Origin of the sequence: Desulfatibacillum alkenivorans DSM 16219, assembly GCF_900142135.1 — a bacterium.
GTDB lineage: Bacteria > Desulfobacterota > Desulfobacteria > Desulfobacterales > Desulfatibacillaceae > Desulfatibacillum > Desulfatibacillum alkenivorans.
Map to the genome: position 1 here is coordinate 1 of NZ_FQZU01000011.1, position 23,317 is coordinate 23,317.

Sequence of the window (23,317 nt, forward strand, 5' to 3'; positions counted from 1 at the left end):
GGATCGGACAGGTCTTGGCTTGGTGCGGAAAAACGATCTTCTCGGCTCTTCGTCGGATAAATGGCTTCTTGCGACATGGAATCTCCTTTCAAAAGATGGAAATTCTTATGCCACATCCCGATTAACCCGTGAAGATGCGGTTGTTTAGACGGTTACGAACTAAGATAAAGGTTGGTGAGTTTCCAATTAAGTTTGGTGGAGGCAATCGTCTCAGGAGTGATTCCATATTGAGTGAAGGCTATTGCCATGGAGGGGCAGGGTAAAATTACGGGCTCAAGAATTGTGGTAGCGATGAGAATGTCAATCACTCACATATATAATTTTAGGTAGTAGCTTTTTAGTATTGTTACTAAGCCTAAGTGAACTAAATCCCTGTATTAAACTATGTCCTACCCATCTCGTGTCAACTGTATCTTTCCCAGGAGTTATATTTAGTAACAGTAGTTCTCCTAAGAAACTGTACCACGAATTAACATCAAGCAGTGTAGTAAAATAACCGTGGAATGATGATCCACTTTCGCAAATAAACAACTGGCATGAGTGGAGAGAAGCAAAATCCTCTAAGTGAGTTATCGGCAATTGGGATCTATCTTTTGTAATAAAATCAATCATTGGAAGATGATATATTGTGTTCTCAATAATAACTTTTGAATGAAAAGCAAGTTCTTGATTACTATATAGTTCATTACGCATCTTTTGAATATTACATTCTTGCAGATTCTTAGCTGCTATTGCAATAATATCTCTAGAATCAGTCTGTCCTTTTCTTGAATATACATACTTACTAAACTCAAAAAGAGCGGATGAAGCAACGGTTTCGGCAAAAGTTGCCAAAATTTGTTCTGGATAAATGATTGAGTCCATCATTAGTTAAACCTATGCTATTCGTATGCCTTGTAACCTCTGGTAGGTATCTAAGGCAAAGTTGTCAGTCATGCCTGCAATGAAGTCAACTATCATATGCGCTCTAAAATGCCACTCATTTAAAACATTTTCACTATTACCTTTTCCTGATATTTTTTCAACTTGATCTGAGTAAGATTTTCTATGCTTGTTGGGTAGTCGTCGAACAAGGCGAGAACACAGTTCATAACCTTTCTGGCTGTTGTCTGGAGATGAAACCATCTCTTTAAATACGTCAACTTCACACTCCAAAAGGGGTTTCAAACAGTTCAATAATCCAAAAATTATATTATAACCTGCAATTTCAGGATATTCAGCCTCTGAACTACAAAAAAGCAGTTTCCTTGCAACATTTTTAATTGCTTTCAGTGATAGTCCTTCAGACGATTCTTCAGAAAAAATTTCACTAAGAGTCCCGTTTACAATTTTGCTACGTTCTTTAACAAATGTTTCCGCAGCACACTTAATCATCGCTCTAGCGAAAGGTGTTTTAAAAGGCAGCATTGTTTCTGCTTTCTGCCCCTTCTGTCTAATCATTTTAGTTATAGCATCGCCAGGAAACTGTTCATCCTTTAATCCCAATTTTACCATTTCTTCTTTCAACCCAATAAAAAAATCATTGGCACAAATAATTTGTTTCTCTATCCCATCTTCGATATCGCTTATGCAGTAACTAATATCATCAGCCGCTTCCATGATGTAAGTGAATGGCATCCGACTTTGTTCTACAATGTTTAACTTACTTCGACATTCCTTAACTATGTCTTCTTCCGTTGAAAAGTATCCGGGCTTTTTTGAAAGTGGTTCATTATTTACTTTTTCAGGGGAAGAAATATATTTTACGATGGAAAGTATTGTTGTGTATGTTAAATTAAGTCCATACTGATCTTCAGAGCTTATTAATCTAGTTACGGTTCTAAGACCTTGGGGATTGCCGTCAAACAATGTAAAATCACGAAACTTGGACTGAATATAACTATCAATTTCTGAAGATTTAGGAGTCCCCGATTTTCTTTTCTTTATCGATGCTTTTAATGCATCCTGACCATATTTTTCAAACCATTTTTGGATTGCAATCTCACCGAAATGACCAAATGGAGGATTGCCTATATCGTGAAGTAAGCATGCATTCTCGACAGCACGGATAAATGGTTGTTTTTGCTCAGTTTTTAATTTATTTATTTTTATTAAGGAGTCAGCAATTTGAGACGCTATTAGACATCCACAATCAGCGACTTCCATCGTATGTGTTAGACGACTTCTTACACCGGGGTTATCTTCAAGAGAAAAAACCTGTGCTTTTTGTTGCATTCTACGAAACGCATTGGAATAGACTATCCTAGATCTATCGCTAGACAGTTCAGCCTCAAGACATCTATCAGGAACGGTACTGCTACGCCTTCTATCAGAAGAAAGTATGCTTTCATAATACGATTTAGACTCCAATTTGGCCTCCATCGAAAAGAGTGCTATCGAGTCGTTCTCTATTGTATGCGAAAATGTCAGATGAGAGATTTTTGATATTCTGACAGCACTCTAAAGACGTGTAGACTCCCGTTTTTCTCAAATCCTGCCATATCTTCGGTAGGAGATCTATCAAGTGAACCATTCCACCATATTCATCGTCTGCAACATAAACAACTCTTCCTACACCTGCAATTATTAACCTTGTCAAACACATTGGACATGGCTCTAATGATGAATAAATTGTATATCCTGATAAATTACATTTGGAGGGCTGCCTCGATTCAAAATCATTAATAGTTAACATCTCGGCATGGGCATCGCTTCTAAATTTGGGGGAAAAAACTTGATTATGCGAATAAGAGACAATCTTATTGTCCTGGTCAACGAGTAATGCCCCTATACCAAGATTATTTGTTTGAACTGAGTATAATGCTATCCAACAAGAAATCCAAGAAAAGTATTCATCAGAATTATCTGCATCTGAAACACTGCCTTTATATTCGTCGTATAGTCTGTCCTTTAAGTCAACAAATTTAGGATCTGATAAAGATAACAAGTCCCTTTCAGCATTGAAATCCTCTGGCAAAGATACTAGATTATCGACCTTTCTCTCCATTATTCCCCCTTTTTAGATATCCATATTGATACTCTGTATAACTTATACCTAATGACGTCCAGTATAATGGCTACTCGTAAAATTGTCCAGTCTTTCTGCGATTCAACAGGCTCAGTTTTGATGGAATTAGGAAAGCCGACGGGAAAGTATCAAAAACAAAACTATTGGACTGAAAGATTCCCCATATAGATTCCATAAAAGGGTACCTCCCGTTTATTTCAGCCCTACCGCATTAAGTCCCTCTTAGATTAAAAAATTTTCCCCCAGCCCCTCTTCCAAGAGGCCAGGGGAGAACTCAGATCAGAAACACTACTCAGCCGGTGCATCCGCCTTGGGAGCAGCCTTTTTCTTAGGTGCCTTGGCTTTCTTCGCATCTGCCTTTTTTGCGTTCCTGGCGGCTACCAGCTTATCAGCCAAGCCTTTTTCTTTCGCTACTTTGGCCCGGTCCGCACTGAGCGACTTGCACGACAGAGGTTGCCTTTTCTTCATGCCATATTTGGCCCGGTATTCGTTTGCCGTCATTCCATGCTGTTCCAGGTGCTTATTGGTCAGCATCTTGAACTCAGCGCCGCACTCAAGGCAGACCACTGACTTCTGACGAATGGACCGTAAAGGAGCTTCCCTAAGTTTTAAGAGTTTCTCTGGGACTTCATCAGCCGGTTCCGTTTCAACTTCAGGTGCATCTCCTGTTTCTTCCATTGCTTTGATGGAAGCCAGCGTTTGATATGCCTTTGTGATCGCTTCCGCCATTTCATCGGGCGTCATGGCGACGTGAGATGCCTGGGCAGTAACCATTTCAGCGGCTAATTCATAAAGTGATTTGGACATGGCGTGTTCTCCTTTATATCGGGGGTTAGGGTGAAGTTTGGAATTAATATAGATAGTGTAATTGAAAGTGGTGGGGGAGTAAAGGGAAAGTTAGTTATAGAAAATACATCATAAAAGGATGCTCGTGTATATGTAAATTGAAAAAAACATTGTTAAAACGTGTGCGAATCATAGAACTACATATTATTATTATTAGAGGCATGTATATCATTTTTAACTTCTGTAAATGATCCCTTTGAATCGTCTTTTTCAGATAGTTTTTTCCAAATAAACATTAATTTCCCTTGAATCGGACAGTAATCGCGCACTACTAAATTTATGTGGTTCCTATGTAATTGAGAAACATCGACCCCTCCAGACAATACAATATTATTCATTCTCAAATACAGATTATAATTACCCTCTATGGTAAAATCAATTTCAAAATTCTTTATTAAAGTCGGAAATTTGTAAAAGAAATATGGCTCTGAATATATGGCATGGATTTTTTGCTCATGCTCTATAAGCCTATTATTCCCTTTGATATTGCCCAAATCACCATCCTTTTTGGGCAAGCACCTAATATCTATGGCATCGCTTCCACTTACAATATGTGAATCCTTCTCCAATTCAATGCCATCAACGCTGGCATATGTAACATCATACAAGTCTTTTAAATTTTTAGTATTATCTTTTCTACCATTAAAATAAACCCACTCATATTCAAAACCTAGCCGCTTATCTAATTCATCCGAGGTCTCTACGCGTGAAAACTTTAAATAATTATTTCTCAAAGTTTCGTTGTAGTATCGTATCCGAATTGTAACATCAAACTCATCACCATCACCATCAACATCAACAGGTTTTAGCTCTATTTTAACTTTATAGTCAGACCAAGGACCAGAAGTGGTATCATACTTGTTTTGGAGAAAAATTGGATCAAGAATATTGTGAAGCACACGTTCCTTTATTTCAGAGTCTGGAAATTTAGCTTTGCACAGGGTAGAGACCAATACTCCTACCTTATCCTTCCTTATTACTTGAGCAATAGTTGTAGGATTAAAAAGGATCAAGTTTTCAATTTCAGATCGGTTCTCTGATCTAATTAACCACTCAAAAGTAAAGCCAATAAGACCAACTGCTATTGAATTATACCCCATCGCTGATAAAATATTTTTTGCTGTAGCACTAGTGACATTGGTAATTGCAACATAATTTAGTATAATGCCAAAAAGTATTGCTACAAAAAGAACACTAACAACTTTATACCTCCTAAAATTTGCTGTAATTTTTTCCTTGTTTTTGTAACTCATAACGAACTCTACCTACTTACCTAAAGAAATGTGCCAGAGAAGAAAGGTTGATTAATAACAAACAACTTGGGCACTTTTATTCCTTATAAATAAAGTGCCCAAATTGATTTAATTAAATAGTTAACCACCACCACCGCCGCCGCCGCCGCCATTTCCATCAGCCCACATACGATTTAGCTCCTTTCAAAAAATATAGCCTGCAAAGTTTATCGGTGAAACATTCTTAAGTAGTCTATCATTCTATCGTTCCATGGTTAACATCATATAAGGGAATCATTTAGAAAATGCAAGCAAATGATTGACTCCAGGAAAATATTAACTCTGTTTGCTATTGCCTATACTTGTTTACATTTTGTATGAAATCAAGAAAGTAACGAGCAATCTTTTCGACGAAGTAGAAAGGTTATAAGAGAATATAAATTTCCCGATCAAATTTTCACTCATTTAAGATTAAGGGAACTGCGATAGCTTCGTTTTTAATTGGTCTACAGAGTCCCTAATGTCTCTCGCTATTAAATCAAAATTAAGACCATCATTAATGATGCAAGTAATGACATTTTCCGCTACATTAAGTACAACATCACAATACCATTTACGAAATCCTAACCATTGATCAAGTTTATCTGGCATACGTGATTGTGATAATCGAAACTCAATTTTTTTCATTTCAAAGTCAATAGCACGATATGGAGACAGTAAGGATTGAAAAGCATTAAATAATCGTTCTACAACTTTACTACTAAACTTATAAGAACATGAAATACCGTTGATTTGGAGCAAATCTAATTGTTGCAACTCATAGAATATTTGAGTATCCTTGTATACTGTTAACTTATTAGTGAGTATTTGATAATTTACAACCCCTATTCTCCGTAAAAATTTGATATTTTCTTGAATATCCGTGATTGTAGTAAATGGATCAAACATTATAAAACCTATTGTATATGCAATATTCAAACTTTCCAAAATATCTATAGCGTGAAAATTTTGATGGATATATATATTTTTGTTGTATCTTTCAAGAACATGTTGGACCCCTGACTCAACGCCAACGAAAACATGTTTTAAGCCAGAACTCCTTAAGTGAGTGAAAAGTTCCTGTTCAATGCTATCGGCTCGGCATTCGAAAGACCAGGAAATTTCAACATCATTTTCTAAAATTAAATCTGCAATTTCCTCTGCCCTATACTTAGCGTGGTTTGTAGCCAAAAAATTATCATCTAAAAAAGATATAGATTTTGCCTCAAAATTATCACATAAGTACAAAATTTCAGCAAATACATTCGATGCTGATCTATATCGCCATTTATTATATCCGGCTTTTTCATTATAGACAGGAACTGAACAAAATGAGCACCTGTGCGGACACCCCCGACTAGAAATCATAAAGAAGTGAGGATCTCCCAAAAAATTGGATGAACTATCTCTGGACTGGAAGGGAACTTCATCCAAATCCAGGGATTTATCAGTGATCATGGAAGTCTTTATCTTACCATCCTTTATATATGCAATGTTATTTATTGATGAAATATCACTATTTAGATATTTCAGTAGGTCTACAATCACATTCTCAGCATCGAATAAAACGACTGCATCAATTTCCGGACACACTTTAAGAACATAGTCATAGTATAGGCTCGGAACATGTCCGCCTACTATTATTTTAACTTCGGGACTTCGCTTTTTAACATACTTTATAAACTTTATTGCTGGCTCTAAAGCTGCATTAAATTGAATGGATAAACCGACAACGTCAATTTTTTCTTCCACTACATTTTTTGCCATATCCTTCCATGAAAGAGATAAAATAGATGGATCTATAACTTGTGTTTGAAAACCCTCAATTTTAAGTATGGAATCAATTATCTTTAACCCAATATTTTCACCTATGCGAAATTGATCTCCATCAAAAATTGACGAAATAAGCAATACCTTCAATTTTTACACCCTCTTAGCAAATTCTATAACAAATAGTAATGATGCAAGATATCTCCTTAGAAGCCAGATTATCTATAGGAAAAGTGACAAATTGTCAATGGCTCCTATTTAAAATCGAAAGAGCGTATACAGTAGAGGCGTAAGTTCTATCGCTGGGAGTATATATATTAATTTTTAACCACATCCCGTTCACAACTTATTAAAATAGTATCCCATGAATCAACCTAACACTTAAAGAGGGTGCTTATGGCCATTCATAAAGAGACAATCGAAAAGGGCATAATTATCGCCCTGGAAGTGATCAAAGTAATTCTCCAGGGCGTCGAAACCTTTACGTCAACCAACAAACAAGAAAGGAAAAAAGCTCATGCCGAAGACAACCACAAAAACCACAAACCCTGACTCAGCCCAGAACGAAGCAGTGAACCTGGACCCCAGGTGGATCGTGAAGATCGAAGGGCGGGATTTCGTCACATACCCTGGCCTGCTTGATCTTGGGCATCAAAAGGGTCTGGAATCCATCGAGGTGGAGCCGCTGCAACTGCCCAATGATCAGAACGGGTACTTCGCCGTGTGCAAAGCTGTGGTCACCTCCAAGAATGGAGAAACCTTCACCGACATCGGTGATGCTAACCCTCAGAATACGTCTTCCAGGGTATCCAAGCATCTGCTCAGAATGGCCAGCACTCGCAGCATCGCCCGTGCACTTCGTACTTTTACCAATATTGGAATGACGTGCCTGGAAGAACTGGATGGAGATTTCAGTGCAAAAGATCGGGGGAACAACGCAGCCCAGACCAGAACCAGAAAACAGGCTCCCAAAGCCGCGCCCAAGTCTCAGACCACTACTCCCAAAACCGCCACCCCTTCTCAGAGCACTAAGCCAGCCATGTCCGATTCACAGAAACGGGCTATTTTCGCCATATCCAAACGCCAGGGCATGAACGAAGAAGACATTAATGCCCTTACCGTCGAACTGTTCAACCGAAACTTCGATCACCTGAACGTCCACGAAGCATCCTCCGTCATCTCCCACCTCCAGAACAACAAAGCCGCCGCCTAACCACCAGCACATTCTGAGATCACAACTTAACCAGGGGCATACCCGGGACCGTATTTTTGTGTCCTGATATAGCCCCTGTTTTTGAAGAATCTTCATTTCCCAAACATGGAGGTGAATGAATGAATTTGGATGAGCTACGTTCTCAACCCCACCTGTCTTGCTCAAGCATCAGCCTGTACATGGATTGCTCACTTGCATACAAGTTCAGGTACATGGACAAGATCAGGTCAAAATCCGTGGCAGACGCCCTGGTTTTCGGAAAGGCGATCCATGCTGTGCTTGAAAGGTTTTACAACTCGCTCATGATCGGCGTTGTCACTCCCGTGGATGCATTGGTCGATCTTTGGGAACTCACCTGGAAGGAACATGCAGAAAACCGGAATGAAATCCACTGGAAAAGAGGCAACAGCTTTGAAACAGGCTTATTGTCCGGCAAAAGCCTTCTGGAAGCCTTTGCAAAAAAGCTGGAAGTCGTAGACACAGCTATCATTGGCGTGGAAGAAGCGTTCAGCTTTTCTGTTGATGGCTTGGACATACCAATCATTGGCGTATTCGACCTGGTTCTGGAAGATTCATCCGGGATCGTCACCATCGTGGATCACAAAACCCGAGCCAAGGCTATGCCCTCCAGGGACGCTAACGAGAGCCTTCAAGCATCTATCTATGCTCTCGCTGCAAAGATCAACGGATTCCGGTTCAATGATCTTCTCCTTCGCTTCGATTGCCTGATCAAAACGAAAGAGCCCAAATTCGAGCAGGTGTATACCACTCGATCTGAACTTGAAATCTTTCAAGTCGCCCGGCTTATCAAACAAGTATGGGCTGGAATTCAGGCGGAAGTGTGGTTGCCTAACCTCGGCTCTTGGAAATGCTCTGGATGCGGCTACAAGCAAGCCTGCCAGGATTGGATGCAGGAGGGATACGACCATGGATGATAAAATCGTCTCAACTGCTCAGAACTGGCTGACCATCGACCAGGGCCACAGCGAACTTAAGCTGGTGGATCTGACCATGATCATGCACAGCCACTCCACCGATAAGGTGATTCAGTTCCTGGGTTACCTTTGCCAGGATTACGACCGCGACCTGAAACGCCATATCCGAAAAGACAAGACCGATCCTCGCATCAACGACATCGTCGCCAGGAGGTTTCGGGTCAAGATGGCAATGCGTACAATGCAAAACGCAATGACCAGGAAGGCAGCTTGAACTGCCTGCATTACTCGGTCAGGATCACCATGCAGGATAATCGCTTTACTCTGACAAAAATAGCTTCCTTCACAGACAAAGCTGGAGGGTTGGGGAGGGTAGGACAGTTCTACACCGAACTTTCTATATTTAGAGAATTAAATTTTTCCCATAGCAAGAAAGGTAGGTAAAAACCCTCCAACCCTCCTAACCCTCCCTGAGTGAGAATCCTGCAAGAGATAACAACCACCTGTCCGGGGCAAATCCTGTCCCGGTTTCTATATGGAGAATCCTTGTTATGAACGAAAACACCGCTACGTCCGAACGCCTTGAGTCTGAATGTCAGGCTCATTGGAAACACCTTGGCCTGAATAGCCCTGAAGATGTGCAGGCCTACATCCAGGCAATCTTCGATTCCTGTGAAAGCCAATCAGAAGTTATATCCGCTCTGTACGAGCTGCTCTTTCCTGCTTGGGACAACATCGACAAGATTAACGGCTATCCCATTGTAGGAGAAGAATTCTGGTTGTTTGTTTCCAGGCGCTTCATCGACTTCGACCGAATTCACCACCCGAGAGTTATGCCTGGAGGAGCCTGGATGAACGTGGGCTTCGCTTCTGACAAGTCCCTTGCGCCGTGGGAAATCAGCTTCACCGGCTGCAATGCTGAACTGATCGCCCTGGCCTCATAAGCCGCCTGATTCCTGATTATACTCATACCTTATAATATAAAGGAGAACCTGTTATGCAAACTATGACCACCATGGAAAATGCCTGGAACCGTGTATCTGAACTGTCCCAAAACTGCTTCGACGATCTGGTCCCTGTGAAAGACATCCGGTTTGAAGGCATCGACAATATGTTTATCGGGGAAGAGCGCCACCCGGTTCGCACTACTGCTCAGAGGCAGATCGCCACTCGACTGGGCGTACCTTATTCGTACCTGTCCAAATGCGATGCTGATCTTCAGACCGAGAATCTGGGCTACTGGCTGGCCAGGGAGAAGAACGATGAATTCTTTGTTCGATTCGACGGAACCGAAGTCAGAGCTTTATTCACGCCCCGTTACCAGCCGGTCGATAACATCAGGGTGATGGAACGGCTGGAACAGATGGGATTCGGACCTGACATGAAAATTCAGTTGGCTCTGGACGCCGAGTTCTTCTCCCTTTCCATTCCCGACCACGAGAAGACCTTTGTCGTGGGAAATGACGACAAGCTGACTCCCGGCATCACCGTGTGCAATTCAGAGGTCGGTAGAGCCGCCTTATCCATCGCAGCTTTCGTTCTGCGTCTGGTCTGCACCAATGGCCTGATTGCCAAAACGGCTGTATCTGCCTCTTATAGGCATATCAGTGCAAAGGTAATGGAAGTGTTCCCGGAAACCTTTCAACAGGTAGCCGGAGAACTGGACGTTCAACAAACGCGGTTCCGGCTGTCCATGGAGAGCCAGGTTGAAAATCCGTCCAACACTATTCACTCCTTTAATCGGCAATTCCAGCTTGCCGATCCCGAGATACAAGCAGTGGACTGGGCCTATCCGCAGGAAATGGAGAATCCCGCCACCATGTTCAACGTGGTTAACACATACACCAAAGCCAGTCAGGCCCCTGGCCTGAATGCAGAAGCCAGTCACCGGCTTGGTCGTGTGGGAGGCGCTATTTTGGGGATGGTGAAATAGAAAATGCAGTACGCTGCATTATGAGATTAGCCCCTGCCTGCCGGAAGGTGGGTGGGGGCTATAAACTTTCGAGACTACTTGAAAAATTACTCCGCAGACAGTATGATGAAATAATTATAAATTGATTGCATCTTAACAAGGAGGGGGAATGAGAAAGCCGAAAGACATTATTTTCACTTGCCAGTTTGATGATTGTAAAAAGGATTACACTATTAATCAGCTCCTAATCGCTGCGTACAGGCATGGAATTGCATTTCTTGATATAAAACGTAGTAGGTTCAAGCCTCGTATAGGAATAACATGTACACATTGTAATAGAACAACATTTTATACTTGTTCCAAGGGAAAGTATTCAAAAATCAAAAGAAAATTGGGAAAGTCCTTGAATTTGGTTAAGTATGGTTATTCTGAAGATGATATCTCTTCATTTGATCAGCAATATGAATTAGTACCAGATAATATATTTCCCAAAAATCAATTATTTTATAGATGGGAATTATCAAGATTAGATTATATTACTTTCAATGTCGATTATAGTAATATAGCAAATGATACAAAAAAAATATTGAGGTATCAAATTTTTGAATTTATAGAATCAGCAAAGTCCGCCCCATATTTGACTTTATTAAGTTTTAAATTCCATGATTTTTTCAAATACACCGAAAACATATTAGTGGGAAGAGCGGCTGTGCCTGGATTATCTCAAAAACTTTTGATTATTAATACACACAATACTAATAACAAATCAAATGAAGGTTCAAATAAAAACAACGTTTTAAAAAATTTTGGGAATGGCTTTAGCAAAATAATTGTCGGACTTAAAAATCGTATAAAACAAATATTTCGCATATCATGGAACGTCATATCATGCTCTCCTGAAATTCTGTTTTTACTCCAGGTTTTAAAGAGAGTGCTTTTTAAATATAGTTTAAGCGATTTTCCTATAGGATGGTTTTCTACACATGACATAAAATTTCTCAATAGCTCAAATCCATCATTCGAACTGAATAATATTAACTTTAATTCTGAAAGTTTAGTGGACGGTCTTGATATTGAGGGGTACTGTTATTGTGATATTGTCAATGTTATCGATTGCAATAAAAATGTTAAAGTGTTTTCGTTCCAGGAAGATGAAATTCAAAATCTCCAAGGCATAGAAAATAGTACTGGTCTGATCGTTTTTCCTAGACACTATTTCATGGATTTTGTAAGAGATCATCTATTCAAATTTGCGCATAAGGCCGGTTATATTTTGAATCCTGGGGAGGAACCTGAAAAATCAAGCTATATTGAATCCAAATCAAAAATCGTAAATTGTGTAACTTTTTTAAATACTTGTGAAGACATCATCTCTCATTGTTTAGAGTTCCAAACTGAGTACGCCTATCTTTTTAGCGGGGAAATTGAGTCTTTGGGAGAGACAAATATCAGGACAATATTTAACACTATTCATTACTGCTCGGAAAATTTGGCCACTGAAAAAGTTCGTCGGTTAGTTTCAGAATACTCAAACAGTGTTCTCCTGGCATTCATTGAAGAATCACGCAAAAACACCCATTCTACTAAATCCATTGTCGCTTTAGTAGTCGGCAATCTTGTTAAATTGAGCGATGAAATCTCTCATGAAAAAAACGGTTCCAGTATACAAAATAATGAAGTTGAAAAAATCTATCCAAAAAAAGAGATAGAAAAAATTGATAACAAATACACCGCTTGCAAAAATATTGTCTCAGTCAATGAACAAATTGACTCAATCAAAATTAGGATAGCCCAGTTCGTAAACAGCCCTGCTAATCAATTCCAGATTCTCTTTACTGGAGAATCTGGAACTGGCAAAGAGCTTTTTGCGAAAGCGGCTCATCAAATGCTAAGACCAGATGGACCTTTCAAAGCTATCAACTGTGGCTCTATTCAACCTACATTATTAGAGAGCGAGCTCTTTGGGCATGTAAAAGGCGCCTTTTCAGGAGCTGCGGAAAGTCGCGTAGGGGTTTTTGGGGCTGCCAATGGGGGCACTTTGTTCTTGGACGAAATCGGCGAAATGCCAATAGATCAGCAAAAAGCTCTACTTCGCGTTCTTGAAACAAAAAAATACCGCATGGTTGGAGCAGGTTATGAATCTGAGGAGCTCATTTTTAACGGAAATATTGTTTGCGCCACCAATGCGAACATTGAAGAAATGATAGAATCAAAAAAATTTCGAACTGACCTGTTTTATCGGATAAACAAAATTACTTTTCATATCCCTCCCCTAAAAAATAGACCTGAAGACATTCCCTTCCTGACAGATGCGTTTGTTCTTGAGGCATTGAAAGAGATGAAAATGCCGGCGGATGCCATTTCCGTTCAGAACGCATTCATTCGACGCCTTCAATCTTTAGAGTGGCCAGGCAATGTCAGAGAGCTCAAATCCCTTATTGAACGGATTGTCCATGAAAAGGTGTTAGAAAAACAACCCTCCGAACTTGTCCCGTCAGACCTTGAAAATTATCGACCTGAAAATGAGGCGGGCCTAATAAATGCACGGCGTGCGCCTATCGAAAATATACCCATACCCAAATCCAACCGCCAGAAGGCACTGGATGCTATTGAGAAAGCAGGAAGCAATAAAACGGAAGCTGCCAAGTTACTTGGCATAAGCCGAAAAACTTTGTACAACTGGTTATCTATGGATGAATAAAAATCCGCCTTTACTGCAGAGATCTTCCACGTTTTGTTCTCATAATTAATCGCTGAGACGAATATTTCTTCTTTCCTTTGACGCCCCTCACTTGTGTGTAATGAGTGTGTAAAGTTACACGGATTACACACAATCCCCATGATTTTACACACTATTATACACCACGTATTTTATAAGCAACATATTGAAATAATTATAAATAAAATTATTAGTCCACCTTGGCACAGCACTTGCGATAGGCTACCCCAAGACATTTTGCGAAACGATGCTGGGCATGAGGTCTATGAAACTGACTGGAACCCAATATAATTTAAAGGGAGGTGTGTGTGCCTATATTGTCAGATGGAGTTTTAAGCAGTATCTCATTTAGGGGCGAGGGTATTTTCGAGTTCGATCGGTTGGAAGATAGTCAGGTGGCCCAACTGAAAAGCATCTCAAAAAGGCAGCGCGCCAAATATAAACGATTTGCCCAAGTGCCTGTCCAGGTAATATCCGTTCTCTGGGAAATGGGCTTTATTCCGGGTGAGGCTCCTCAAGAGGGAATGAAAATGCGAAATCTTGCAGAATTACTGGATGCCTCACTTAAGCAAGGAGAAGCAAACAGCGATTACTATTGGCTGTACGAAAAAATAGTCAAAGAAGAAATGATGGCATTTGATAGTCCTAAGCATTCCGCAAGAAGGCATAAAAACTTGGCAAAGGCGTTACGAAGAAAGCATAAATGAAAGAATGCGAGGCCTGATCAAGGTGATCTTTCCCCTGATCATGCATGATATTCTATAAAAAAACGCTGAAATCCGGTTGTGCCTCTTCAGAGAAAAATTTGCATGGTAAACTAAAAAGGTGAACGATAATCCCAATTTCTTAAACAGGGCGATGTGCAGCAATGCATATCGCCTTTTTGCGTTCCAGGAGGAATATATGGAACTGATCAAGCTCAAAGAATTAGCAAAACGAACGTCTATAGAGGTTCGCACGCTAAGGTATTACGCTAAGAGAAAAGGCATGCCCAATTACAAGATAGGGAGAACCATTCGTGTTAATCCCGAAGAATTTGAGGAATGGCTCTCTCAATTCAAGCATAGCGTTGAAACCAAAAAGGAGGCGGAGCGCAACTTGGACTCTCTAGTGAACGATGTGTGCGGCTCATACAGATAAAATCTTGTTCCCCCCCCTTGGATCTGCTATTTTTGCCCAATGCAATTGTGCAGCCAAGGGTAGAAAGGAGGCTAATATGCCTTGGCGTAAATATCCCTGGACTCAGGGAACACACGGTCGTTGTTACAAAATTGGCGTAGGTGTAAATGTCAGGTGCGACAAAGACAAAATCTGGCGTGTTTATGTTAACAGGGGCGACCAAAGAAAGAATAGAACCATGGGCGCGGGACGCGAGGGCTTGACAAGCGCTATTAAGGCCGCTGAGGCCATCGCGGAGAAACTGAGTGGGATTCCGGCCCAATCCGCCCTGCCCCCACCCAACCATTGTCCGGATTTCACAAGCTACGCTAAGGACTGGCTTGAGGGTGGAAAGATCAGATGGAAGGAATACACGTGGGAGCGGTACGAACAGCTTCTCCGCATTCACATTTTGCCAAGTCCGGTATTTAAGGATAGAGCCATGGATAAAATCCAACGGCAAGAAATCAAGTCCATGCTCACAGAGTTGGGTAAAACGCGATCTCCAGCCACGGTGGAGGCCGCTCACTCCGTAATTCACAGCATTCTATACCAAGCAATGGATGATGGCCATGTAAATTCAAATCCGGCAGGGAGGCTGTTGAGACACATTCTTAAGTCAAAAAATGAGCGTGACCAAAAAGAGGCGGACCCGTTTAAAAAGAAAGAAAGGGACCGCTTCCTGGAAACAGCAGAGAAAATGTGCAATCGTTCAGAGGTCATGATCCTGAAAATGATGGTCCATGCTGGGCTGAGGTTGGGAGAAACCCTTGCCATGAAGGAGGAAGGGCTGGATCTTGAAAGGGGTTCCTATCACGTCACGGAAACCTTCAAGCGTGGCAGCTTTTCCAAGCCAAAGACTAAGAAGTCCCGTCGCATAGTGGACTTGCCGGACTTTTTGGTTGAAGACCTGAGACGTCACGTCGTCATGCTCCGTCGGGAGAGTTTGGAACGGGGCAAGGGCGGGGATATTAGCCTCTTGTTCCCGGACCCTGCTACCTTGTTGGAATGCCCGTACAGCCAGAAAAAAATCCAGGGGCTGATGAAGAAGGTTTGCCGCAAGGCTAAACTTAAGATGCGCAACCCGCATGACTTGAGGCATACCTATGCAACAATCATGCTCATGGCGCATCAGAGCCCGGCCTATGTGCAGCGGCAGATGGGTCACAGTTCCTTCCAGATTACCGTGGACGTCTACGGACACTGGATACCTGGAGAGGGAAGACGGCAATTGGATGAAGCGTTGATGCCCTCCGAAAAAACCGGGCGGGAAAAGGGTAATCATGGGGTGAAAAGGAGCGGTTAGCCCCCAATGAGCTTGGACGGAAAATGCACATTTCTGCACATGAAAAAAGGCGACCCGGATAACTATCCGAAATCGCCTTTAATCTGAGTATTTGGTGCCGAAGGCCGGACTTGAACCGGCACGGGCGTGGCCCACTACCCCCTCAAGATAGCGTGTCTACCAATTCCACCACTTCGGCAAGGTTGTCTTTTATTCGGCTGCAGGAGCCGGTGTTGCTTCCGCTGCGGGTGCGGCGGGCGCTTCCTCAGCGGTTGTGGCCGCAGCTTCCGCAGCGGGAGCGGCTTCTTCAGCTGCCTGGGCTGCGGCGTCGGCTTCCGCCTTCAGGTTATCCACCGTAACGTCCGCCGGCATGGCCTGATCCATCTCCTCCTGGGTGATGGGCTCGGGCGCAACCGCTCTTCTTTCCATGGCGCTGTCGGACGGAATCGCCAGGAACAAGGAAGTGCACATGAACAAAACCGCAGCCGCCGTGGTGCCTTTGCTCAGGAAGCCTGCGGGGCCTGAGCTGCCGAACACGGTCTGGCTGCTTCCTCCGCCGAAGGCGGCGCCCATGTCGGCTCCTTTGCCTGTTTGCAGAAGAACAATCAGGATGAGCGCAATACAAACAACAATGTGGATCACGGTAACGAGTATCGTCATGATTTCCTTTTCCGCCATTTATACGGATTGGCGGCCTTCCTTTGGTTTTGCGGCCGTTTTATTGGAACTTGACTATTTGCGAAAAAGTCTCAGGATCCAAGCTGGCGCCGCCCACCAGTCCTCCGTCAATATCCGGCTTGCTCATCAGTTGGGCGATGTTGGCCGGTTTGACGCTCCCCCCATACAATATGCGTGTGGATTTGGCAAGATCTTTTCCTAACAATTCCGCCAAAACCTTACGGATAAATGCATGGGCTTCCTGGGCTTGATCATCGGTGGCGGTTTTTCCGGTGCCGATGGCCCAGACAGGCTCGTAGGCGACCACCAAGGCGTCCTCCCCCGAGCCGGGAAAAATGTCTTTTAGACCGTCTTTAAGCTGTTTGTCAAGCACATTCAGCGTTTTTTCCTGATCTCTTTCCTCTTCCGTCTCGCCGATGCACAAAACAGCCTTCAACCCCGCCTCCAGAGCGGCCTTGACCTTCTTGTTCACGGTTTCGTCGGTCTCGCCGAAATACTGGCGCCGTTCCGAGTGGCCGATGATCACGTGGGAGCACCCCGCAGCCTTGAGCATGGGGCCGGAGAGTTCGCCCGTATAGGCGCCTTCGGTCTCCCAGTGCATATTTTGGGCGCCCAGGGCCACGGCGCTTCCCTCCAGGGCCTGGGCTACGGGAACCAGGCAGGCGAAGGTGGGGGCGATCATCACGTCCACGCCTTCCACGCCCTTGACCAGTTCCGCCAGGGCGGCCGCGTCGCGGGCGGCCTCCTGGGGAGTCTTGAACATTTTCCAGTTTCCGGCGATAAGCGGCGTTCTGGCGTCCACTAGCAGGCCTCCTTCAATGATTTACCGACCATTTCAGCCAGGTCGGCCACGCGGTTGGCGTATCCCCATTCGTTATCGTACCAGGAGCACACCTTTACCATGTCGTCGATGACGTAGGTCAGGCCGGAGTCGAACGTAGAGGAAGCCGGGCAGGTGGTGAGGTCCGTGGAGACCAGGGGCAGATCGGAGTAATCCAGAATGCCCTTGAGTTCGCCTTCCGCGGCCTTTTTCATGGCTTCGTTGACTGCTTCCACGGAGCCGGGGGCCTTTTCCACGTTCACCACCAGGTCCACAATGGAGACGTCCGGGGTGGGGACGCGAATGGCGAAGCCGTTCAGCTTGCCTTCCAGTTCGGGGATGACCAGAGCCACGGCCTTGGCCGCGCCCGTCGTGGTGGGGATCATGGACAGGGCGGCGGAGCGGGCCCTGCGGAGATCCTTGTGGGGAGCATCCAGCAGCCTCTGATCCGAGGTGTAGGCATGGGTGGTGGTCATGAGGCCCTTTTTGATGCCGAAATTCTCCATGAGCACCTTGGCCACGGGGGCCAGGCAGTTGGTGGTGCAGGAAGCATTGGAGATAATATCGTGCTTGGCCGGGTCGTATTCGTTCTGGTTCACGCCCAGGACGATGGTCACGTCCGGTTCTTTGGCCGGAGCGGAAATGATGACCTTCTTGGCGCCCGCTTTCAGGTGTTTGGCTGCATTTTCGCGGTCCCGGAAAAGCCCGGTGCATTCGCAGGCGATGTCCACGCCGTAGTGTTCCCAAGGCAGAAGCGCCGGATCCTTGACCGTGGATACGGGAATGGTTTTTCCGTCCACTTCAATGCTGGCCTCTCCCGCTTTCACTTCACAGTCCAGTTTGCCGTGGGTGGAGTCGTATTTCAACAGGTGGGCCAGGGTTTTGGTATCCATCAAGTCATTGATCGCCGCCACTTCCAGGGAAGGATGGGCCAATGCAGCCCGAAAAAGAAGACGTCCTATCCGCCCAAAGCCGTTGATTGCAATTTTCGTGGTCATAATGCCTCCTTGGGATTTTTTTTTGCATAACCAGGGCAGCCTCCCTGGTTTCCGGATAATAGTTAGGCCGTTTGCCGCAGCAGGCGAATCCCGCCTTTTCATATAAAGCCGCGGCGGCGGCGTTGGATTCTCTCACCTCCAGGAGGGCCGTTTCCGCGCCCAGGCCCGAAGCCATTGCGCAAACCGCCTCCAGAATCCACAAGCCTACTCCCCTGCCCCGGAACTCCGGAGCCACCGCAATGCGCATCAGGTGCATTTCATCCATTAAGATGCGGATGCAGCAATACGCAACAATATCGCCGTCCGCATTGTCGCCCTGGAGTTTGGCCGCCACGCAACGGGCGCCGGGGAGCTTCAACTCACTCTCAAAATAGGGGCGGGGCCAGGGGAACAGGAAGCATTCCCCGTCAACCCGGCATATCTCATCCAGATCCGCCGGGTCCATCGCCTCCAGGGTTATGGAACAATTCATATTAGCCGGTTTTGTTGCCCTTTAAGATACCGCTTGCCAGGCAAATGCTCTTTTTGCCGTACGCCTCAACTTCCTGGGCCAGCTCCCGGATGTGTTTGCCCTCTTTTTGCCGGGTTTTGACGGCCCTCAAAAGAACGGGAAGATTGACTCCGGACATGACTTCCACACGCCCTTCCTCCAGGAAGGAATAACTCAGGTTAGAAGGAGTGCCCCCGAACATGTCCGTCAGGATAAGGACTCCCTCGTTTTGGTTGACGTTTTTGATGGCCTTGGCGATATCATCCCGCAGCTTGGTTGCGGATTCCTTCAAATTGATGGAAACCGCCTGGGCGGACTCGATGGGCGCCCCTAGAACGAACTCTCCGGCGGAGAGCAGGGCGTCGCCAAGTTGGGAGTGGGTTACAACAACAATACCGATCATGATTACTAAGGTTTCCTAACTGTTTTTCGGCGCCGGCGCGGCGTCAGGCCGCTCCGGTTTGCGCCGCAAGGACGCAGGATGCCCCGCGATTACTCGCGGTTTGATTAAGGTTTAAGCCGGAAAAAGATAACTATACGGCGCCAAGCAAAGGCTTTGCAAGACCCAATTCCGGCGGGGCCTAAAAAATAAACAGGCCCGGACGGGCCAGAACATTTTCACGTATCGGACTAAAAAGCAAGGACTTTACCGTTCAATATCCCGGTGCGAAAGGGATACATTCTGGAAAAGACCCTTTAAATGCTCAAAAACCTTGCCGGCCACGGACACCGAGCGATGCTTTCCGCCCGTGCACCCAACGGCCACGGTCAGGTAGGCTTTCCCCTCTTTTTGATACTGGGGCGCCAAAAAATCCAGCAGGTCCATAAACTTCTTCAAGAACTCCTGGGTCACGGGCTTTTCCAGCACAAACTCCTGCACAGGGGCTTGCAGTCCGGTCAAATTCTTTAATTCAGGAACAAAGTATGGATTGGGCAAAAACCTGACGTCCATGACGAGGTCGGCGCCCCGCGGAATGCCGTATTTAAACCCGAACGAAAGCACGCTGATCTGGATGGACTTCCTTTCGTTCTTATGGGCGCCCATCTCCTGAATCATGGCTTTAAGCTGGTGGACGTTCAAATTGGACGAGTCCACCACCCGGTGGGCGATGTTGCGCACCGGCTCCAAAACCTGCTTTTCCAGGCGAATGCCCTCCAAAAGCCCTTTGTCCTTGGACAAGGGATGCTGGCGCCGGGTTTCCGAGTAGCGCCGGATCAGGGTGTCTTCGTCCGATTCCAGAAAAATGATTTCAAAGGCGTAGCCCTGTTCTTCCAGGTCCTTGAAAACGTTTTCAAAACGGGAGACAAAGCCTTTTTCCCGCAGATCCATAACAAAGGCGAACCGCGTCACCTCGGACACGGTTTGGTTCTGCAATTCCAGAAACTTGGGCAGCAAGGCTACGGGCAGGTTGTCCACGCAAAAGAATCCCGCATCCTCAAGGGCCGCCAGGGCCGTGCTTTTGCCGGACCCGGACAGACCCGTGAGGATGACGATTTTAAGGCGTTCCACGATTAGAACTCCTGATCCACTTCTCCGATGGCTTGAGTGACCTCCCGGGGGGAGTCGCAACCCATCAAGCGTTTGCGGAACTCTTCGTTACGTAAAAGCCGCGAAATCTGAGCCAGCATGGTGAGATGCAGCCCGGCGGAGTCCGCCGGGACCGCCAAAAGGAAGAAAATGTGGGTGGGTTTTCCGTCGATGGATTCAAAATCCACCCCCTGCCGGCTGATGCCGAAACCCAGATGGAGTTTGCTCAACTCCCTCATTTTACCGTGGGGAATGCCGATTCCGTTCCCCACGCCGGTGCTTCCCAGGCGCTCTCTGTCCAGCAGCACCCGGACCATATCCTCAACCTTGACCCCGGCGGCTTGGGCCACCGGGGCTGCCAGTTCCTCTATAATCCCCTTCTTATCCCGGGCCTGCAGATCGCACTGCATGCACTCGGGAGTGATGTTATCAAGAATTTTCATAAATTAAATCGCTTCGCAACCTATTCTACATCATGGGCTCGATGAGGCCCAGGTTGTTTCCTCTTCTCCGGTAAAGCACGTTTACCTGGCCTGTTTTTGCGTTAGTGAACACCATAAACTGATTGTCCACCAACTCCATTTGCAGTACGGCTTCTTCCACATCCATGGGTTTGTAATCAATGGTTTCCACACGGATGGTTGTCTCTAGAGGTTCGTCGTCCGACTCCAAAGCGCTGATGGCGTCCTCCTCTCTCAGGCGGGCCTTGCCCCGGGACGCGTCCCGGCGCTTTCGGACTTTTTGCTTTCCCTTTTTAATTTGTTTTTCCAGCTTATCCAATACCTTGTCTATGGAGGTATACATGTCGCCGGTCTCTTCCTTTCCATTGATCGTGAGCCGGTCGCCCGCCACATTGATTTCCGCAATGTGGCGATGCTTCTCCACAGTCAATACCACGTTTGCCTCGGCCGGATTGTCCAGGTACTTGTCAAACCTGTCCAATTTTTCGCTAGCATAATCTCTCAAAGCGTCGGAGGGATCCAGGTTTTTAAAAGTAACCGATGTGTGCATAGGAACAACCTCCCTTATTTCGGTTGCGCGGGCTAAGCCCGCTTGTTGTACCAGCCGGCCCTGTTCCTGACCGGCTTCAAAGTAAACCCTTTTAAGCAAGGATTTGGGGCATTTGGCCGATGCCTGTTAAATGGTTGAATTAGATTTCCTTAGACTCCTTTTCAAAGGGACGACTAGGTTAACAAATGCGCCGTCAGGCCAGCTTCTTGCGCTTGCTGGAAGGAAGAATCCCCAGCATCTCGCGGTACTTGGCTACTGTACGGCGGGCGATCTGAATATTGTTATCCTCCAGCATGGAGGCTATCTTGTCGTCGGAATACGGCTTTTTGGGATTTTCGCTCTTGATGATCTGCAAAATCCGCTCTTTCACGCTGGCCGAAGCAATGGCGCCGCCGTTCACTCTATTGATGGAGCTGTTGAAAAAGTACTTCAGCTCGAAAATCCCCTGGGGCGTGTGGGCGTACTTATTCGTGGTGACCCGGCTGATGGTGGACTCGTGCATGTCGATGTCCTCGGCCACGTCCCGCAGCACCATGGGCTTTAAGTGGGCGATGCCCTTTTCCAAAAACGGCCTTTGGAATTTCACGATGCTTTCCATGACCTTATATATGGTGCGCTGCCTTTGGTGGATGCTTCGGATAAGCCAGGCCGCGGACCGCAGCTTGCCCTGGACGTAATTTTTCGTCTCTTCGGGCAGGTTGGCTTCTTTTTGCAGAGCCTGCTTGTAAAAGTTGCTCACATGCAGCTTGGGCAGGCCGTCGTCGTTCAGGACGATTTCAAAATTGTCCCCGACCTTGTATACGAAAATATCGGGTACGATGTAATGGGGCTCTTCGTCGGAAAACTGGCGGCCCGGCTTGGGCTCCAGGCTCATGATGACCCGGACGGCGGCAAGCACGTCGTCCATGGTGATGCGCAAGGCCGAAGCAATGGCCTTGTAGTTTTTATTTTGCAGGTGATTGAGATAATTGCAGACAATCTGCTCCAGCACCGGATCCTTGAGCTGAAGATGGCGAATCTGGATCATGAGGCATTCGCTCAGATTGCGGGCGCATACGCCCACCGGGTCCAGGGTCTGCATTTGCTCCAGGACCTTTTCCACCAGTTCGGGCTCTTCTCCCATGGTCAGGGCGATTTCCTCAACCGTGGCGTCCAGGTATCCGTCCTTGTTCAGGTTGCCGATGATCATTTCTCCGATTTCCTGGTCTTTGGAATCGGAGAATTTCAACATGAGCTGCCACAAAAGATGCTCGGACAGGGATTCTTTGCGGGCTATGAAGCTCTCGTATTTGGGGGCCTCCCTTTCTTCGCTCTCAAACACCGCAGGCCCGGGAGCGCTGTATTCGTCCATGTAGTTGGACCAATCCACGTCATCCGGCGTGCGTTCCTCTATGACTACTTCCTTTTCTTCGGGCGGAGCCGCCTCTTTGGCGGCCAAATCCATGGGGTCGTCTCTTCGGTTGTCCCCCATATCTTCGTCAGCCCCCCCGGACTCGTCCCCCTCTTCAATGGCGGCGTTCTGCTCCATCTCCTGCTGGATAACGTCCAATAACTCCAAATGGGACAGTTGCAGCAGCTTGATCGCCATCTGCAGCTGGGGCGTCATGATGAGTTGTTGGGCCAGACGCAGTTGCTGTCGTAGTTCCAGTGCCATTATTATCCTGACTGCCTGATTA

25 protein-coding genes and 1 tRNA gene are annotated in these 23,317 nt (G+C 45.6%); 10 read left to right on the forward strand and 16 right to left on the reverse strand.

The window, feature by feature from the left end:
- Positions 1 to 300: 300 nt before the first annotated feature.
- The 6 genes from BUE18_RS27465 to BUE18_RS10845 form a co-directional block, all read right to left on the reverse strand.
- On the reverse strand, positions 301 to 867 hold the full coding sequence (locus tag BUE18_RS27465) for a primase 1D-like protein (protein WP_139264684.1): 567 nt from the start codon (positions 865 to 867) through the stop codon (positions 301 to 303).
- 9 nt (positions 868 to 876) lie between these two features.
- Entirely contained in the window at positions 877 to 2,349 is a 1,473-nt protein-coding gene (dgt, locus tag BUE18_RS10825; RefSeq protein WP_170868328.1) for a dGTPase, read from the reverse strand.
- Positions 2,339 to 2,986, reverse strand: a complete 648-nt coding sequence (locus tag BUE18_RS10830; protein WP_073475597.1) for a nucleoside deaminase — start codon at positions 2,984 to 2,986, stop codon at positions 2,339 to 2,341. Before BUE18_RS10830 ends, dgt begins: the two co-directional genes overlap by 11 nt.
- Before the next feature lie 309 nt (positions 2,987 to 3,295).
- Positions 3,296 to 3,814 (reverse strand): Ros/MucR family transcriptional regulator, encoded by a 519-nt coding sequence (locus BUE18_RS10835; RefSeq protein WP_073475598.1) that lies wholly within the window; start codon positions 3,812 to 3,814, stop codon positions 3,296 to 3,298.
- A gap of 176 nt (positions 3,815 to 3,990) precedes the next feature.
- The gene (locus BUE18_RS10840; RefSeq protein ID WP_073475599.1) at positions 3,991 to 5,106 is read right to left on the reverse strand and encodes a hypothetical protein; all 1,116 of its coding nucleotides are present in this window, start codon (positions 5,104 to 5,106) and stop codon (positions 3,991 to 3,993) included.
- A 450-nt stretch (positions 5,107 to 5,556) separates the two neighbouring features.
- Entirely contained in the window at positions 5,557 to 7,044 is a 1,488-nt protein-coding gene (locus BUE18_RS10845; protein ID WP_073475600.1) for a B12-binding domain-containing radical SAM protein, read from the reverse strand.
- A gap of 246 nt (positions 7,045 to 7,290) precedes the next feature.
- Between BUE18_RS10845 and BUE18_RS27895 the strand changes: the two genes are divergently transcribed.
- The 10 genes from BUE18_RS27895 (at position 7,291) to BUE18_RS10890 (ending at position 16,137) form a co-directional block, all read left to right on the forward strand.
- A complete protein-coding gene (locus tag BUE18_RS27895) occupies positions 7,291 to 7,446 on the forward strand; it encodes a hypothetical protein (protein ID WP_170868329.1) in 156 nt (51 codons plus the stop codon).
- Complete coding sequence (locus tag BUE18_RS10850; RefSeq protein WP_073475601.1) at positions 7,412 to 8,107, forward strand: RAD52 family DNA repair protein; 696 nt, start codon at positions 7,412 to 7,414, stop codon at positions 8,105 to 8,107. Before BUE18_RS27895 ends, BUE18_RS10850 begins: the two co-directional genes overlap by 35 nt.
- A gap of 119 nt (positions 8,108 to 8,226) precedes the next feature.
- Positions 8,227 to 9,042 carry a RecB family exonuclease gene (locus BUE18_RS10855; RefSeq protein WP_073475602.1) on the forward strand — a complete coding sequence of 272 codons (816 nt, stop codon included), beginning with the start codon at positions 8,227 to 8,229 and terminating at the stop codon, positions 9,040 to 9,042.
- Positions 9,035 to 9,316: a hypothetical protein gene (locus BUE18_RS10860; RefSeq protein WP_073475603.1), complete on the forward strand. Its 282-nt coding sequence runs from the start codon at positions 9,035 to 9,037 to the stop codon at positions 9,314 to 9,316. The genes BUE18_RS10855 and BUE18_RS10860 overlap by 8 nt, the downstream gene beginning before the upstream one ends.
- A 277-nt stretch (positions 9,317 to 9,593) precedes the next feature.
- Positions 9,594 to 9,986 (forward strand): hypothetical protein, encoded by a 393-nt coding sequence (locus BUE18_RS10865; protein WP_073475604.1) that lies wholly within the window; start codon positions 9,594 to 9,596, stop codon positions 9,984 to 9,986.
- A 53-nt stretch (positions 9,987 to 10,039) separates the two neighbouring features.
- Entirely contained in the window at positions 10,040 to 10,975 is a 936-nt protein-coding gene (locus tag BUE18_RS10870) for a DUF932 domain-containing protein (protein ID WP_073475605.1), read from the forward strand.
- Between the two features lie 148 nt (positions 10,976 to 11,123).
- Positions 11,124 to 13,655 carry a sigma 54-interacting transcriptional regulator gene (locus tag BUE18_RS10875; RefSeq protein WP_073475606.1) on the forward strand — a complete coding sequence of 844 codons (2,532 nt, stop codon included), beginning with the start codon at positions 11,124 to 11,126 and terminating at the stop codon, positions 13,653 to 13,655.
- A gap of 326 nt (positions 13,656 to 13,981) precedes the next feature.
- Complete coding sequence (locus BUE18_RS10880; RefSeq protein WP_073475607.1) at positions 13,982 to 14,380, forward strand: hypothetical protein; 399 nt, start codon at positions 13,982 to 13,984, stop codon at positions 14,378 to 14,380.
- Between the two features lie 196 nt (positions 14,381 to 14,576).
- Positions 14,577 to 14,813 carry a helix-turn-helix domain-containing protein gene (locus BUE18_RS10885; protein ID WP_073475608.1) on the forward strand — a complete coding sequence of 79 codons (237 nt, stop codon included), beginning with the start codon at positions 14,577 to 14,579 and terminating at the stop codon, positions 14,811 to 14,813.
- Between the two features lie 217 nt (positions 14,814 to 15,030).
- A complete protein-coding gene (locus tag BUE18_RS10890) occupies positions 15,031 to 16,137 on the forward strand; it encodes a tyrosine-type recombinase/integrase (RefSeq protein WP_280173696.1) in 1,107 nt (368 codons plus the stop codon).
- A 92-nt stretch (positions 16,138 to 16,229) separates the two neighbouring features.
- Here BUE18_RS10890 and BUE18_RS10895 read toward each other — a convergent pair.
- The 10 genes from BUE18_RS10895 to rpoN all read right to left on the reverse strand — a co-directional run bounded on the left by BUE18_RS10895 (position 16,230) and on the right by rpoN (position 23,295).
- Positions 16,230 to 16,315, reverse strand: a tRNA-Leu gene (locus BUE18_RS10895).
- Between the two features lie 11 nt (positions 16,316 to 16,326).
- Positions 16,327 to 16,776 (reverse strand): preprotein translocase subunit SecG, encoded by a 450-nt coding sequence (gene secG, locus BUE18_RS10900; RefSeq protein ID WP_073475762.1) that lies wholly within the window; start codon positions 16,774 to 16,776, stop codon positions 16,327 to 16,329.
- 58 nt (positions 16,777 to 16,834) lie between these two features.
- On the reverse strand, positions 16,835 to 17,596 hold the full coding sequence (gene tpiA / locus BUE18_RS10905) for a triose-phosphate isomerase (protein WP_073475610.1): 762 nt from the start codon (positions 17,594 to 17,596) through the stop codon (positions 16,835 to 16,837).
- A complete protein-coding gene (gene gap / locus BUE18_RS10910) occupies positions 17,596 to 18,612 on the reverse strand; it encodes a type I glyceraldehyde-3-phosphate dehydrogenase (RefSeq protein WP_073475611.1) in 1,017 nt (338 codons plus the stop codon). Before gap ends, tpiA begins: the two co-directional genes overlap by 1 nt.
- Entirely contained in the window at positions 18,512 to 19,084 is a 573-nt protein-coding gene (gene rimI, locus BUE18_RS10915) for a ribosomal protein S18-alanine N-acetyltransferase (RefSeq protein WP_073475612.1), read from the reverse strand. The genes gap and rimI overlap by 101 nt, the downstream gene beginning before the upstream one ends.
- Position 19,085: 1 nt before the next feature.
- Positions 19,086 to 19,505 (reverse strand): PTS sugar transporter subunit IIA, encoded by a 420-nt coding sequence (locus BUE18_RS10920; RefSeq protein WP_012610492.1) that lies wholly within the window; start codon positions 19,503 to 19,505, stop codon positions 19,086 to 19,088.
- Between the two features lie 243 nt (positions 19,506 to 19,748).
- Positions 19,749 to 20,612, reverse strand: a complete 864-nt coding sequence (rapZ, locus tag BUE18_RS10925) for an RNase adapter RapZ (RefSeq protein WP_073475613.1) — start codon at positions 20,610 to 20,612, stop codon at positions 19,749 to 19,751.
- A 2-nt stretch (positions 20,613 to 20,614) separates the two neighbouring features.
- Positions 20,615 to 21,073 (reverse strand): PTS sugar transporter subunit IIA, encoded by a 459-nt coding sequence (locus tag BUE18_RS10930; protein ID WP_073475614.1) that lies wholly within the window; start codon positions 21,071 to 21,073, stop codon positions 20,615 to 20,617.
- A gap of 25 nt (positions 21,074 to 21,098) precedes the next feature.
- The gene (hpf, locus tag BUE18_RS10935; RefSeq protein WP_073475615.1) at positions 21,099 to 21,641 is read right to left on the reverse strand and encodes a ribosome hibernation-promoting factor, HPF/YfiA family; all 543 of its coding nucleotides are present in this window, start codon (positions 21,639 to 21,641) and stop codon (positions 21,099 to 21,101) included.
- A gap of 193 nt (positions 21,642 to 21,834) precedes the next feature.
- Positions 21,835 to 23,295 (reverse strand): RNA polymerase factor sigma-54, encoded by a 1,461-nt coding sequence (gene rpoN / locus BUE18_RS10940; RefSeq protein ID WP_073475616.1) that lies wholly within the window; start codon positions 23,293 to 23,295, stop codon positions 21,835 to 21,837.
- Positions 23,296 to 23,317: the final 22 nt, after the last annotated feature.

Coding starts and splice junctions, on each gene's coding strand:
- BUE18_RS27895 (WP_170868329.1), top strand. CDS start 7,291: ATGGCCATTCATAAAGAGACAATCGAAAAGGGCATAATTATCGCCCTG.
- BUE18_RS27465 (WP_139264684.1), bottom strand. CDS start 867: ATGATGGACTCAATCATTTATCCAGAACAAATTTTGGCAACTTTTGCC.
- BUE18_RS10860 (WP_073475603.1), top strand. CDS start 9,035: ATGGATGATAAAATCGTCTCAACTGCTCAGAACTGGCTGACCATCGAC.
- BUE18_RS10885 (WP_073475608.1), top strand. CDS start 14,577: ATGGAACTGATCAAGCTCAAAGAATTAGCAAAACGAACGTCTATAGAG.
- rpoN (WP_073475616.1), bottom strand. CDS start 23,295: ATGGCACTGGAACTACGACAGCAACTGCGTCTGGCCCAACAACTCATC.
- BUE18_RS10920 (WP_012610492.1), bottom strand. CDS start 19,505: ATGATCGGTATTGTTGTTGTAACCCACTCCCAACTTGGCGACGCCCTG.
- hpf (WP_073475615.1), bottom strand. CDS start 21,641: ATGCACACATCGGTTACTTTTAAAAACCTGGATCCCTCCGACGCTTTG.
- BUE18_RS10890 (WP_280173696.1), top strand. CDS start 15,031: ATGGGCGCGGGACGCGAGGGCTTGACAAGCGCTATTAAGGCCGCTGAG.
- BUE18_RS10840 (WP_073475599.1), bottom strand. CDS start 5,106: ATGAGTTACAAAAACAAGGAAAAAATTACAGCAAATTTTAGGAGGTAT.
- BUE18_RS10830 (WP_073475597.1), bottom strand. CDS start 2,986: ATGGAGAGAAAGGTCGATAATCTAGTATCTTTGCCAGAGGATTTCAAT.
- BUE18_RS10835 (WP_073475598.1), bottom strand. CDS start 3,814: ATGTCCAAATCACTTTATGAATTAGCCGCTGAAATGGTTACTGCCCAG.
- BUE18_RS10875 (WP_073475606.1), top strand. CDS start 11,124: ATGAGAAAGCCGAAAGACATTATTTTCACTTGCCAGTTTGATGATTGT.
- gap (WP_073475611.1), bottom strand. CDS start 18,612: ATGACCACGAAAATTGCAATCAACGGCTTTGGGCGGATAGGACGTCTT.
- secG (WP_073475762.1), bottom strand. CDS start 16,776: ATGACGATACTCGTTACCGTGATCCACATTGTTGTTTGTATTGCGCTC.
- BUE18_RS10870 (WP_073475605.1), top strand. CDS start 10,040: ATGCAAACTATGACCACCATGGAAAATGCCTGGAACCGTGTATCTGAA.
- rimI (WP_073475612.1), bottom strand. CDS start 19,084: ATGAATTGTTCCATAACCCTGGAGGCGATGGACCCGGCGGATCTGGAT.
- BUE18_RS10850 (WP_073475601.1), top strand. CDS start 7,412: ATGCCGAAGACAACCACAAAAACCACAAACCCTGACTCAGCCCAGAAC.
- BUE18_RS10865 (WP_073475604.1), top strand. CDS start 9,594: ATGAACGAAAACACCGCTACGTCCGAACGCCTTGAGTCTGAATGTCAG.
- BUE18_RS10855 (WP_073475602.1), top strand. CDS start 8,227: ATGAATTTGGATGAGCTACGTTCTCAACCCCACCTGTCTTGCTCAAGC.
- BUE18_RS10930 (WP_073475614.1), bottom strand. CDS start 21,073: ATGAAAATTCTTGATAACATCACTCCCGAGTGCATGCAGTGCGATCTG.